This is a genomic window from Acinetobacter sp. YH12219 (genome assembly GCF_013417875.1).
In the GTDB taxonomy this organism is placed as follows: domain Bacteria; phylum Pseudomonadota; class Gammaproteobacteria; order Pseudomonadales; family Moraxellaceae; genus Acinetobacter; species Acinetobacter amyesii.
In genome coordinates this window covers 129,558-143,244 of sequence record NZ_VPDC01000003.1, presented here as the reverse complement: position 1 = coordinate 143,244, position 13,687 = coordinate 129,558, and the positions used below count along the sequence as shown (strand labels likewise).

Sequence of the window (13,687 nt, the reverse complement as noted above, 5' to 3'; positions counted from 1 at the left end):
AATTAAACATTCATCAGTTTGATGCAAAGCTCATCTACGACCAGATTCCCCTGTACGTTCTGCTCGATGAACCGCTTAGACTGCTGTAATTCTGTATAAATCCCAAAGAGTGTTTCGAGCGAATATTGCTCTGCCAACACCCCAAAATCCAAATCTATATTTTTTATGGATTGATTTAGCTTGACACAAATTATATCGGACAACAAGTATTCAAACATTTGACTAAAATCACTAAAACTCAGAGCTTTATTCCACTTGGTCGCAATTGCCATCGGCATATTTTTTTGTGTCACAAGTTTTTGCCAATCTTGTAGAAACTCTTGGCGCATATTTAGCCATTCACTACTTGCCAATGAAATCGCTTGTAATGGCATTTGACTGGCTAAGTTCATGAGAACTTTGCGCTGGGTTTCACCACTATCGGGCAAATGCTGCTGTAAATATTGCTGTGATTGTTCCGGTTCAATACGATCCAATGCATAGTGCTGCATTCGACTGCGAATGGTTGCCGGCAATTTCAAATAATGCTCTGCCAATAACATAATCACAATCCGCTCGCCCGGCTCTTCCAATGTTTTCAGCAATGCATTTGATGATGCAATGTTTAATGCTTCAGCGGGCTCAATCAACACAACTCGCCAACCGTCTACGGTTTGCTGCACAAAGGGCAATAAATCACGAATTTTTTCGATTTTAATTTTGGCGTTTTGCTTTTTATTGTCTTCATCTGTGCTGATGTGGACAAAATTTGGATGTGTATCTGACTTTAACCACTGGCAACTCCCACACTCACCACATGGCTCAGTCCGCTCATCACGTTTTTGACACAGCACCCATGCAAGAAATTGTTTTGCAAATGCCTCTTTACCACAGCCTTTTTTGCCATACAAAAGCACGCCATGTCCCAGTTGTGGAAAACGGCTGGTTAATGTATTCCATGTATTTTGCTGCCAAGGGTACACTTGCGCCACAATTTCATTTCGCATAAATCGTTAAACCTTATTCGAAGTTTGAAACATCCATTTGGTTCAAACGATCAAGGTCAGCTTGAGTATCTACGCCCGGTGGTAGGTTCGCTTCTGCCACAGCAATGGCAATACGGTGACCATTTTCCAAAACGCGTAATTGTTCAAGGCTTTCTAATTTTTCTAGTACACCCATATCCCAAGTCACATATTCTTGTAGCAGTTTTACGCGGTATGCATAAAGACCTAAATGACGAAAAGCCTGATCATGCAAGGTTTGTTCAGCTTGCTTTGCACCATCACGGTCATAAGGAATAGTCGCACGGCTGAAATACAGCGCTTGATTGTGCTTTGACATTACCACTTTGACGATACTGTCACGTTGAAACTCATCTAGACTATGAATCGGCTCACAGAGCGTCGACATCGAACATGTCGGTTGATCAACAAGTAATTGTGCAACTTGTTTTACCAATTGAGCGGGAAGCAAAGGTTCATCACCTTGCACATTGACAATAATGTCATCACTCGCCCAACCTTTGATGCATGCAACTTCACTTAAACGATCTGTCCCTGATGGATGCTCTGCAGAGGTCAGTACCACATCAACCCCTTCTGCACGACACACTGCTGCAATACGCTCATCATCTGTAGCGACACAAAGATCATCAAATCCTGCAACTTTTTTGGCTTGATCGACCACACGTAAAATCATCGGACGGCCGTGAATTTCAAGCAATGGCTTACCTGGTAAACGTGAACTTGAAAAACGTGCAGGAATAACAATATGTTTCATAAATTAAATGCCTTCGGGAAGTTTCAGACCCAGTTGTTTCAACTGCGCATGCAAAGTTTCATAACACGCAGGTGATAACACTGCATCTACAGGAACAACCCATATTTCTCTTTTAAAATCTGGATTATTTTTGAGGATCGCTAAAATTTTAACTGCATCTTTTTCAGTGGTAATGATGGGATTGGCATCTTCAAACTGCAAATCACTCAGTTCATATTCATAATGATCTGGAAATTCATGACATTGAAATTGATGAATCCCCATATTTTCTAAGGTTTTATAAAAGCGTTGCGGAAATCCGATACCCACCACAGCATAGAAATTTTTGTTTGCATCAAATGTCGTCACAAGATCTTTATTGAGCAAATAAGGCTGCGCCGCTTCTAGGTGCATATTCAGTGGAGAACTTGGATCTGCTGAATGCTCAATGACCGTTCCACTGGCAAGACGCTTTTTCGGTTCACGCAAATAACCTTCGGGTAATAATTTTTCATTGCCTAAACCACGGTTATTATCCAGCACGATCCACTCCAACTGACGTTGAAGCGCCCAATGCTGCAAACCATCATCGCAGATAATCAAATCCAATTCATGCTTGGATAGTAGCAACTCAATACTTTGCTGGCGGTTTGGACCGACTGCCATCGGTACACCTGTAGACTGAACAATTAAGCTCGGTTCATCACCCACGATTTCAGCCGTCGAGTCTAAATCCACATAAGCCGGAAATGGTCCTTGACCACCATAGCCACGACTGATCACACCAACACGCAGCTTTAAGCTATTTAAATAACTAACCAAGTGAATGAGCAATGGGGTTTTACCACTTCCACCCACTGTGATGTTTCCAATGACCATGACTGGAATAGGCGCTTTATAACTTTGCTTAATACCTGATTGATAGAGTTTTTTATTGAGTAAAAAGCCGCCACGATAAAGCCATGACAAAGGTCTAAACACAACGAGCCACTTTGCCTGTTCATTCCAAGCATCCTGAATCAATTGTGCAAAAGACATGTCTTAATTTTCCTCAAAATTACGCTGATGAAGTTGGTAATATGCACCACGTTGTGCCATCAATTCCGTATGAGAACCTTGTTCAATAATACGCCCTTTATCCATCACTACAATACAGTCTGCATTTTCAATGGTCGATAAACGATGCGCAATCACGATCGTGGTACGATCTTGCATCGCAGCGTCAAATGCTTGCTGAATAAAAAATTCAGATTCGTTATCTAGCGCACTGGTCGCTTCATCTAAAATTAAGATCGGTGCATTTTTCAAAATGGCACGTGCAATCGCAATCCGTTGACGTTGACCACCTGATAGATTTAAACCTTGGGCACCCAATGGGGTGTCATAACCTTGCGGTAAATCCATAATAAAATCATGTGCAAATGCAGCTTTGGCAGCAGCAATGACTTGCTCATCAGTTGCATGCTCGAGCTGACCATAAGCGATATTTTCACGCACAGTACGGTTAAACAAAACCACTTGCTGATTGACCATTGAAATCTGAGTACGCAAGCTATTGAGTTCTATGTCGTGAATATCATGCTGATCAAGCAACAATTGTCCTGATGATACCTCTTGATAACGCACCAACAGATTGACCAGTGAGGTTTTACCTGCACCTGAACGCCCAACTAATGCAATGGTTTGCCCTGCATTAACTTTTAAATTGAAGTCATGAATCGCATGGTGACCATCGGCATAGATCAAATTGACATTTTTAAATTCGACATCACCTTTTAAAGCAGGCTTCAGCGTGCCGTTATTTACTTCTTCAGGCATATCAAGCAATTCAAAAACTGAATAAGCTGCTGCCATGCCTCGTTGTAGTTTTTCGTTGACATCCGTCAAGGTTTTAATTGGCTTACTCAGCATACCTGCGGCAGTGATATACGCTACAAACTCACCCGCTGTTGTATCTTGTAAAATCTCAGGGCGTAGCGCGATATACATCACGATACTGAGCGCGATCGACATAATCAGCTGAACAATTGGGCTATTGAGTTGCTGCACCACAACCATTTTTAAGCCGCGGCGTAAGTTCTCCATTGAGCTTTCATAAAAACGTTTTTGTTCATAATCTTGCCCTGCAAAGCCCTTCACTACCAAGTTGCCTTGTACTGTCTCTTGCACCACATGGTTAACGTCACCCATGGTACTTTGTACTTGCATGGATAATTTACGCATGCGTTTCGACGCTTTACGAATGATCAGCCCAATAATTGGGCCAAAAATTAAAATACATAGAGTTAAACGCCAGTTGGTATACAGCAAATAACCCAATAATGCGATGGTAATCAGACCCTGTTGTACAATCGTTTTCAGTGACTCAGATGATGCTGCCGTCAACTGTTCAACGTTATACATAATTTTTGCAGTGATATGACCGCTCGAATTATCTAAATAATATTGCGAAGGCAAACGCATGAGTTTTGCGAACACTTGCTGACGAATATTAAAGATTAAGTTTCGAGAAATCACTGCGGTAAAGTATCCCCCCATGAACAAACCGAGTCCACGGAAGAACATCAATAAAACCACCAAGAGTGGAAATAAGGTTGTAAAGCTTTGATCTTTGTTTTGAATGGCTTCAATAATGCGTTCCAATAATTTTGCGACAGAAACTTCTGTCGCAGCATTAATACCGAAACCAAGCAAAACCAGCAGGCCGATTCCCCAAAAAGGTTTTAAATAACTTAATAGGCGTAAATAGACCTTAAAATCGTGCTTCACTAATAACCTCGAGTTGGAACTTTAGTACTGATGTTGACATTCACAAATCCAAGTTGACCTGCAACATCCATCACCCGAATCACATCTTGATGTGTTGCTTTTGCATCTGCGGCAATCACAAACATTAAATCACGACGATCATTGGCTGTCTGTTTAATTGCAGTATTCAAATCAGAAACTTCTTTACTGGCCAATGACTGACCATTGACAGAATAATGGCCTGATGAATCCACCACAACTTCAATTTTTTGATCATAGTTTTTAGGTGGAACACCTTGTGCATCTGGCAAAGTGAGGTTCATTCGACTCATCTGATTAAAGGTAGTCGAGAGCAACAAGAACACCAAAATAAACATCAAACAGTCAATCATCGGTGTGAGGTTGATATGAATATCTTCAACCTGACGACGTTTAAATTTCATGCGCAGTCTCCACTCAGCTGGCTTTCTGAATGTCCTGACTTTCTACTTCAGGTGTTTTTTTATAAAACAAAGCGGCATGAAATAATGTCGACTGCTGTTCTAACTCAGCCACATATTCCTGAACCAAACGTTGGAAATAACGATGCGCAAATAATGCAGGCACAGCAATTAACATACCTGCAGCAGTGGTAATCAAGGCTTTTGAAATACCCGGCATCATTAACACTGGATCACTATTAGTACCAATATCAATCATTAAGAATGCTTCAATGATACCGATCACCGTACCCAATAAACCCAGTAACGGTGCAACAGCACTTAACGTTCCCAAAAAGTTGATATTTTTTTCTAAATAACCAATTTCTTGTGACGCTGTGACTTCCATTTGCGCACGTGCATATTGCTCGTTTTGATCTTTACTGGCAAAACCTGCATCCAAGACACGACCCAATGTACTTTGCTGTAAAGTTGGACTTTGCTTTAGCTGCTGCACCACATCTTTCACTGATGTGTTCACATTCATCATCAAGTCTTTTGGCAACACCATTGATTTCTTTAAACGAATAAAGCGCTCAATGGTAATGGCTACCGTAAAGATCGAACAAATGACGAGCGGGATCATTAACCACCCGCCCGCTTTGACTAATTCCCACATTTGATTTTCCCCAATAAATCGAATTTAAAAATTATTCAGCTAGACAAATATTTAAAATGCCATCTAGCTCTTCAAGAGTATGGTAGCTAATCACCAGCTTGCCTTTCCCTTGTTTATTATGATCAATTTTCACATCTGCACTGAAACGATCAGAGAGACGTTGTGTCAGTTGCTGAATGTCTGATGAAACACTTGGTTTCGCTTTTTGTTGTTTTGGTGCATTCAAATCACGAACAAATTGTTCGGTTTGACGTACAGACATACTTTTTTCAATCACCATTTCAGCAACTTTAAGCTGATCTTTGGCTTTTAACGTCAAGATCGCACGTGCATGCCCCATATCGAGCAAACCTTGCTGCATAAAGTCTTTGACTTGATCTGCTAAAGACAACAGGCGTAGTAAGTTACTAATTGTGGTACGTGCTTTACCAACCGTATCGGCAATCTCTTGATGACTTAAACCAAACTCATCATGGAAACGTTGCAAAGCCATGGCTTGATCGATTGGGTTCAAATCTTGACGTTGAATGTTTTCAATCAATGCCAAAGCAATGGCAACTTGGTCACTCAAGTCACGAACTATGGCAGGTACTTCAGTTAAACCTGCAAGCTGAGCTGCACGCCAACGACGCTCACCAGCAATAATTTCGTAGGGATGCTTTTCATCTTCGACAGGACGAATGACGATTGGTTGCATGACACCATGCTTTTCAATCGATGCAGCAAGTTCTTGTAAATCTTGTTCTTTAATGAAACGACGCGGTTGATACTCACCACGTTTCAATAAATGCACATCAATTTGTTTTAACTGTCCATGATCTAAAGCTTTTGCTTCGAGCTGTAGTTTTTCTTTTTGGATTGAGCCGAGTAAGGCATCCAGACCACGACCTTTAGCCAGTCCGCGTTTTTTTACGGTCATGCTTTAGTTCCTTTTTTTACTTTGGTTTTTTTTAACATCTCAGCTGCCAAGTTCAAATAAGCAACTGCACCCTTCGAGCTTTTTTCAAAATAAATCACTGGTAAACCGTGCGCAGGCGCTTCAGCCAAACGAATATTACGCGGAATGACCGTGTCATAAAGTTTCTGACCGAAGTATTGTTCAAGCTCAGCAGACACATCACGTGTTAAGGCATTACGCGCATCGTACATGGTACGAAGCACACCCACGATCTCTAGATCTGGGTTTAAAGCTTGCTGAATACGGTCAATGGTTTGGGTTAGGTCAGCCAAACCTTCTAGGGCATAATATTCACACTGCATTGGAATCAGCACAGCACGTACCGCTGCAAGTGCATTGACAGTGATCAAACTTAAACTTGGTGCACAATCGACAATAATATAGTCGAAGTCTTTTTCGACGCTTGCCAATGCTTCACGTAAAATAAACTCACGACCGTCTTGATCTGCAATTGCAAGCTCAACGCCAGCTAAGTCACGGTTTGCACCTAAAACCTTATAGCCCACTTCCGCTTTATAAATAGCGGTTTCAATCGGCACTTCACCAAGTAAGACATCCGTGACTGAATACAACAAATCATTTTTTTGAATGCCCGAACCCATCGTGGCATTGCCTTGTGAATCCATGTCCACAAGTAAAACTCGTTTTTTTAATATGGCTAAAGATGCAGCCAAGTTCACAGCCGTTGTGGTTTTACCTACGCCACCCTTTTGGTTTGCAATCGCAATAATTTGAGCCATGGTAACCCCAGTCCTTTGAAAATTTTAAATACGTTTAAGAAAAATTAAATGACGCTGCTCATCAAGTCGTGGAACTTTTAATGCAACGATATCAATCTTGAAATCACTTTTTAGTGTTTCAACTTCTTCTTCAGGAATTAAGCCTTTCATCGACGCGATAATACTTTGCGCATGCATATACGGTTTAGACGCATCCACAAAATCCGTTAACGATGCAAAAGCACGACTGGTGATCACATCAAACTGCCCCAGTTCATGAATGCTGTCTTCATTTTCGACACGTGTTTGTACCGCAATGACATTTTTTAGTTTTAAGTCAGCAATAAATTGTTTTAAGAATCGAATTTTTTTACCGTTGGCATCTAAAAGCACACATTCACGTTCAGGCTGACACAGTGCAATGATCATGCCCGGCATGCCACCACCCGTACCGATATCCAATAAACGACCTGCAGGCAAATCATTTAGGATACTTAAGCTATCCAATAAATGCTTAACCAACATTTCTTTAGGATCACGAATAGCAGTCAAGTTATACGCTTTGTTCCACAGCACTAGGGCATCTTGGTATTTCAGCAATAGATTTAATGCTTCTTCACTCAAATCTAAGCCAAGCTTTTGACTACCTTGCTTTAAGTCTTGAAAAAAAGGATGCATAAAGAAGACATCTCAATAAAAATTAACTGAAGTATACCGATTTCTAAGCCGTGGAACAGTAGCTAACGCTTAGCGAATATGCACTTAATCGTACATGCCTTGGCGAATCTGTAGATCTAGATCACTTAAACGCTCAGGTGTGCCAACATCAACCCACGCAGTTTGCATTTTCTCTGCAGAAATTTTTCCATCCAACATAGCTTGTTTCAATAAAGGTGCGAGCGGACGCTTACCAGCTTCCAATCCATTAAACATGTTTGGATGTATAACTGCGATCCCGCTATAGGTGAGTGCCTCGCCTGTATGTTCTTGCTCAAAGGTATAACTACGCCCTGCATCCAAGATAAAATCACCCTTTGGATGTTGCGTTGGGTTAGTCACATAGACCAAGTGTGCCAAGTCATCTTTTAGCTCAACATTGAGCAAGGCTGAAAAATCGTAGGTCGTCCAAACGTCACCATTGACTAAAATAAACGGTTCTGTTCCAAGCAAAGGTAAGGCATTAATAATACCACCGGCTGTTTCCAAGCCTTCTGCTTCACGTGTCCAGCGAATATCCACACCAAACTGCGAACCATCACCCAATGTACCAATCAATATATCTGCAAGCCATGCAGAATTGATGATGATTTCAGTGACACCAATTTTTTTTAGCTTTTCTATATGCCAAACAATCAGTGGTTTTCCACCCACTTCAAGCAACGGCTTTGGCTTATACAATGTTAAAGGGCGCATCCGATTTCCGAGACCCGCCGCTAAAATCATGGCTTTCATTATGCAACAACCTCATAAGTGCCGTATTTGGCTTCAAATTTCGGCAATACTTTAGCCTGAATAAATTGCATAAAAGGTTGTAATTCTGCATACGGTTTACTTTCTTCAAGTAAATACCACATCACACGCGGCAAATCTTTGAGATAACCTGACTTACCATCACGCTCAAATAAGCGCACAAAAATACCTAAAATTTTGATATGACGTTGAATCGCCATGAGGTCTGCGTCTTGTTTGAATTGCTCAAAGCTACGACCTTCTTTTGCCGATGCAGGTAGCAAATCATAGAATGTTTTAAACCATGCATAAACGCGATCTGCATTCCACTGCACATAAGCATCACGTGTGATTGAGATCAAATCATAAGTATCTGCACCAATCACAGCATCTTGGAAATCAATCACGCCCTGATCTTGCTCACCGTCAAGTACCATCAAATTACGGCTATGAAAATCACGATGCACAATCACTTGAGGCTGAGCCAATGCAGCATTGGCTAAGATAGCAAAGGTACGTTTAATGAGTGCCGATTCTTCTGCAGTTGGCTGCACTTGTAGAGATGGCAATAACCAATCGGTTAACAGCTCCATTTCAGAAATCAGCTTTTCATAGGCATATGCAGGAAAATGAGCAGCACCATCAATTGACTGTAATTGAATCAACTGTTTAAAACTTTGAGCATAATGTGCGTCTACTGTTTGATCATTTAACAATGTCGACAACAAAACATCACCAAAATCTTCTAACAATAAGAAGCCTTGATCAAGGTCTTTGGCCACGATATGTGGTACACGCACACCATGTGCATCAAAAAATTCATCAATCGACACAAAAGGACCACAATCTTCTTTTTCTGGTGGTGCATCCATAAGCATAAATGTTTTATTATTCAATTTGATTCGTGCATAACGACGGAAGCTTGCATCGCCTGCTAAGAAGTTAATTTCAAATTGATCTGAACCGAGTACAGATGAAATCCATGTTTGTATCAATTGTTCACGTTGTGTATTCATTTGCGATAAATTCTAATACAGGCTGAGTTTTTAAAGTGCTAAGTGTAGCTACTTATCAACTTTTTCTCTATGATGCGACAATAATTAATTGCGATTAAGCATACCTGGTTAATGAGACAAATGAAGCATCAGTTTAAATTTAATCCTTTAGCGACTGCGATCTTAACCCTTCTATGTGGTAGCTCGTTACCAAGCTATGCAGCACCTGTTTCAAACCCGTCCACGGATGACGATACAGAACAACTCAAACAAAGCATTTCAGAAGCTTATCCGGGGCAGCAGTTCTTCGAACAATATTATGTCGATAAGTCTGCACCTGAAGCACAGATTCGCAACACCAATCAATTAAGTTCAGCGTTTTGTACAGGCACGTGGATTACCCCTGTTGCGCCAACAACGAAAGCAGTCGCACCTGAAGATGCAACCTCTACCATTACCGCAGACTATGGTCATTTTGACCCGAATGGCGATTCCATTCTTGAAGGTAATGTACTGATTGACCAAGAAGGTCGTCAAATTCGTGCCGATCAAATCAAAATTGATAAAACCCAAACCTATGCCAATGCGTCTGGCCGCGTACAAATGGCACAGTCTGGGTTGATCTCTCAAAGCGATTCCATTGATTACAATTTAAAAACCCAACAGGGTGATTTAAATAACAGTTTCTTTATTGCTGAACAGCAACATGCGCATGGTCGTGCTGAAAAAATTTCACGCACTTCAACCGAAACACTTGAATTAGAAAATGCGGTTTATACCACTTGTCCACCCGATGAAAAACCAACGTGGAAAATTCAAGCAGACAAAATTAAGCTGAATCAAGAAACTGGTCGTGGCGAAACAAAAGGAACAACACTTTATGTAAAAGATGTTCCGGTCATGGCTGTACCCTACTTCAACTTCCCGATTGATGACCGCCGTACCACAGGTATTTTGACCCCAAGCTTTGGTTTTACCAATGACGGTGGTATTGAACTCGCAGTACCGGTTTATCTGAACCTTGCACCAAACTATGATGCTACAGTAACGCCGCGTTATATCGCAGATCGTGGCGCAATGATGGAAGGTGAATTCCGTTATTTAACTAAAAATTTTGGTTCAGGGATGGTTTGGGGTGGTTATTTACCATCCGACCAAAAGTATGACGATCAAGATCGTAAAGACTTACATTTCCTCCATAACTGGAAAATTAACGATCAATTCACGACAAATTTAGAATATAACTATGCATCTGATAAAGACTATTTCTCAGATCTCAATAATAATCCAAACTCAAAAACTGACCTGAACTTACGCCGTGCATGGGAACTCAATTATAAAAATGGTATCCCCGGCCTAAAAGCACAGCTTAAAGTTGAAGACTTCCAAACACTGGATAAAACTGTCAGTGATGAAGACCGTCCGTATGCGCGCTTGCCGCAATTCCTACTGAACTACAAGACTGGTAATCCGCTCGGCTTACAGTACGAATTTAACAACGATACAGCATATTTTAAAAAGAATCTGCGTGGCGATAATATTCCGCAAAACAATAGTGATGCGACAATGTATGAGCCAAGTGGTGCACGTATTTATAACGACTTTAGTGTGCGTTATAACTATCGTAACCCATGGTCTTTTGTAATTCCAGAAGTGTCTATTCGTAACGTAAACACGATTTATGATCAAGATACTGTTGATCGTGCCAATACAAATAACAATCACTCTAGTAGTGAAAGTAAATCGGTCATTGTACCGCAATTTACTTTAGATGCGGGTCTTGTGATGGAGCGCGAAGGTCGTTATCTACAAACTTTAACGCCACGTTTCTTCTACGCGTATTCTCCATACAAAAACCAAGACACTAACCCAAACTTTGACTCAACCACAGCATCAATTAACTATGACCAGTTGTTTAGCCCGCGTCGTTTCTACGGTAATGACCGTTTAGAAGACAACAACTTCGCATCTCTAGGTTTAAGCTATAGTTTATTTGATGATGTAGGTCTTGAGCGTTTAAAAGCTAGCGTTGGTCAAAGTTTCTATTTCGAAGACCGCCGCGTCACGCTAAACAACGTCTCTGATAAATTTGATACCGAACGCCATACCGGCCCTGTCGTGAGCATTTCTAGCCAGCTATCTGACAGCATCAGTGTGAATGCCAATTCTGCATGGATGGCGAATGGTGATAATGCTCAGCGCGATATTCAAATGTATTACACAGGAAATAAAGGCAATTTATACAATGTCGGTTATTTCCATCGTAAAGACATTCCGAACCGCCAAGACAGCTATGACCAAGCAATAGCATCGTTTATTCAACCTATACACAATAACTGGCGTATTATCGGTCATGCACAATATGACCTCGACAACAGTATTGCGCGTGAATATTTACTTGGTGTGAACTACGAGTCATGCTGCTGGGGTGTTTCAGTTTATGGTCGTTCGTACTATAACGATTTAGATGATGTAACATCTTCAGATGTTAAACCAAAACGTGCCATTATGGCGGAGTTCACCCTAAAAGGTTTAGGTGGCTTCAACAATAAATTAACCTCTTTGCTTGAAAACCGAGTGTTGGGTTTTAACAATATTAATCAATCTTGGACAGAACGTTAATGAAGACAAAACAGTTAAAACAAATTTTTAAAGCGTCAGCCTTGGCACTTTGCCTATCGACTTCTGTATCTGTATTTGCTGCTGCGCAACCTAAAGATGAAATTGTAGCTGTCGTTGACAATAGCGTGATTCTACGTAGTGATCTTGATCAAAGCATTGCCGAAATTACTCACCAACTTCAAGCAAAAAAACAAACCATCCCACCGACCGAATACTTGCAGCAACAAGCTTTAGAACAGCTGATTACGCGCCAAGCACAGCTTGAACAAGTGAAACGCTATAACGTCAAAGCGGATGAAAAATCACTCAATGAAGCCGTACTTAAAGTTGCGAAAAATGCCGGCTCTCCAAGCTTAGAAGCGTTTCAGCAAAAATTAGATGCTGTTGCACCAAATACCTATGCAGGTTTACGTGCACGTATCGCTGAAGACATCGCGTTACAACGCCTACGCCAACAGTTGGTCACTTCTCGCATTCAAATCAGTGATCAAGATGTGAAAAACTTCTTAAGCTCACCACAAGGTCAAGCTGCGTTAGGTAATCAAGTTCATGTCTTACATGTACGTGTAGCTAGCAGTGATAATGCCGTTAAAATCGCGGAAGACATTCGTAAGGAACTTGCAGCAAGCAACGATGTAAAAGCGATTACTAGCAAATACAGTACCAAAGATATTAAAGTTGACGGTGCCGATATGGGCTTCCGCAACTTATCTGATATTCCAGATGAACTTGCTGCACGTGTAGCTCCTTTGCAAGTTGGTCAAACCACTGAACTAATTTCAGTACGTGATGGCGTTCATGTTTTAAAATTGGTCGACCGTAAAAGTGGCGAACAAAAAGCCATTGTTCCTCAATACCAAACTCGCCATATCCTGATTCAACCATCTGAGGTCGTGAGTCCTGAAAATGCCAAGCAAATGATCGACAACTTGTATAATCGCCTGCAAAAGGGTGAAGATTTTGCAGTCTTAGCTTCAACGTTCTCGAATGACACTGGTTCTGCTGCCAATGGTGGTAGTTTAGGTTGGGTTAGCCCAGGTGTTATGGTTCCAGAATTTGAAGCAATGATGAAATCAACAGCGAAAGGTGAAATCAGCAAGCCTTTTCAGTCACAGTTTGGTTGGCACATCCTTCAAGTGACCGATACACGTCAACAAGATATGACTCATGAAGTACAAGAACGTATGGCACGTCAGATTTTAGGTGAGCGTCAATTTGACACTGAACTGGACAGCTGGTTACGTGAAATTCGCAACAATGCCTATGTTGAAATTAAAGATCCTACTCTAGATCGTAAAAAGAAATAAGTGAATAAACAAAAAACCAGCTTCGGCTGGTTTTTTTATGTCGATTCTTAT

The 13,687-nt window shown here is 41.1% G+C and carries 13 protein-coding genes; 2 read left to right on the top strand and 11 right to left on the bottom strand.

The features are described 5' to 3' along the window. Positions 1-2: 2 nt before the first annotated feature. From FTV04_RS02930 to FTV04_RS02880, 11 genes are all read right to left on the bottom strand, one after another. Positions 3-986, bottom strand: coding sequence for a DNA polymerase III subunit delta' (locus tag FTV04_RS02930; protein WP_180088557.1), 984 nt, complete (start codon positions 984-986; stop codon positions 3-5). 13 nt (positions 987-999) lie between these two features. After that, positions 1,000-1,761 carry a 3-deoxy-manno-octulosonate cytidylyltransferase gene (kdsB, locus tag FTV04_RS02925; RefSeq protein ID WP_180088555.1) on the bottom strand — a complete coding sequence of 254 codons (762 nt, stop codon included), beginning with the start codon at positions 1,759-1,761 and terminating at the stop codon, positions 1,000-1,002. 3 nt (positions 1,762-1,764) lie between these two features. Continuing rightward, positions 1,765-2,778, bottom strand: a complete 1,014-nt coding sequence (gene lpxK / locus FTV04_RS02920; protein WP_180088553.1) for a tetraacyldisaccharide 4'-kinase — start codon at positions 2,776-2,778, stop codon at positions 1,765-1,767. Positions 2,779-2,781: 3 nt separating this feature from the next. Then, positions 2,782-4,509, bottom strand: a complete 1,728-nt coding sequence (gene msbA / locus FTV04_RS02915) for a lipid A export permease/ATP-binding protein MsbA (protein ID WP_180088550.1) — start codon at positions 4,507-4,509, stop codon at positions 2,782-2,784. Next, positions 4,509-4,931: a biopolymer transporter ExbD gene (locus FTV04_RS02910; protein WP_180010301.1), complete on the bottom strand. Its 423-nt coding sequence runs from the start codon at positions 4,929-4,931 to the stop codon at positions 4,509-4,511. Before FTV04_RS02910 ends, msbA begins: the two co-directional genes overlap by 1 nt. Before the next feature lie 13 nt (positions 4,932-4,944). Next, on the bottom strand, positions 4,945-5,586 hold the full coding sequence (locus FTV04_RS02905; protein ID WP_168378889.1) for a MotA/TolQ/ExbB proton channel family protein: 642 nt from the start codon (positions 5,584-5,586) through the stop codon (positions 4,945-4,947). Positions 5,587-5,617: 31 nt separating this feature from the next. Further along, entirely contained in the window at positions 5,618-6,505 is an 888-nt protein-coding gene (locus FTV04_RS02900; RefSeq protein ID WP_168378888.1) for a ParB/RepB/Spo0J family partition protein, read from the bottom strand. After that, positions 6,502-7,284, bottom strand: coding sequence for a ParA family protein (locus FTV04_RS02895; RefSeq protein ID WP_078188958.1), 783 nt, complete (start codon positions 7,282-7,284; stop codon positions 6,502-6,504). Before FTV04_RS02895 ends, FTV04_RS02900 begins: the two co-directional genes overlap by 4 nt. Before the next feature lie 24 nt (positions 7,285-7,308). After that, complete coding sequence (gene rsmG / locus FTV04_RS02890; protein WP_180088548.1) at positions 7,309-7,941, bottom strand: 16S rRNA (guanine(527)-N(7))-methyltransferase RsmG; 633 nt, start codon at positions 7,939-7,941, stop codon at positions 7,309-7,311. An 84-nt stretch (positions 7,942-8,025) separates the two neighbouring features. Then, positions 8,026-8,715: an N-acetylmuramate alpha-1-phosphate uridylyltransferase MurU gene (murU, locus tag FTV04_RS02885; protein ID WP_180026939.1), complete on the bottom strand. Its 690-nt coding sequence runs from the start codon at positions 8,713-8,715 to the stop codon at positions 8,026-8,028. Next, positions 8,715-9,728: an aminoglycoside phosphotransferase family protein gene (locus FTV04_RS02880; RefSeq protein WP_180026938.1), complete on the bottom strand. Its 1,014-nt coding sequence runs from the start codon at positions 9,726-9,728 to the stop codon at positions 8,715-8,717. Before FTV04_RS02880 ends, murU begins: the two co-directional genes overlap by 1 nt. Before the next feature lie 120 nt (positions 9,729-9,848). Here FTV04_RS02880 and FTV04_RS02875 point away from each other — a divergent pair, with 120 nt between their 5' ends. Together FTV04_RS02875 and FTV04_RS02870 are read left to right on the top strand one after the other, a co-directional pair. Further along, positions 9,849-12,329, top strand: a complete 2,481-nt coding sequence (locus FTV04_RS02875) for an LPS-assembly protein LptD (RefSeq protein ID WP_180088546.1) — start codon at positions 9,849-9,851, stop codon at positions 12,327-12,329. Continuing rightward, entirely contained in the window at positions 12,329-13,636 is a 1,308-nt protein-coding gene (locus FTV04_RS02870) for a peptidylprolyl isomerase (protein WP_180088544.1), read from the top strand. Before FTV04_RS02875 ends, FTV04_RS02870 begins: the two co-directional genes overlap by 1 nt. Positions 13,637-13,687: the final 51 nt, after the last annotated feature.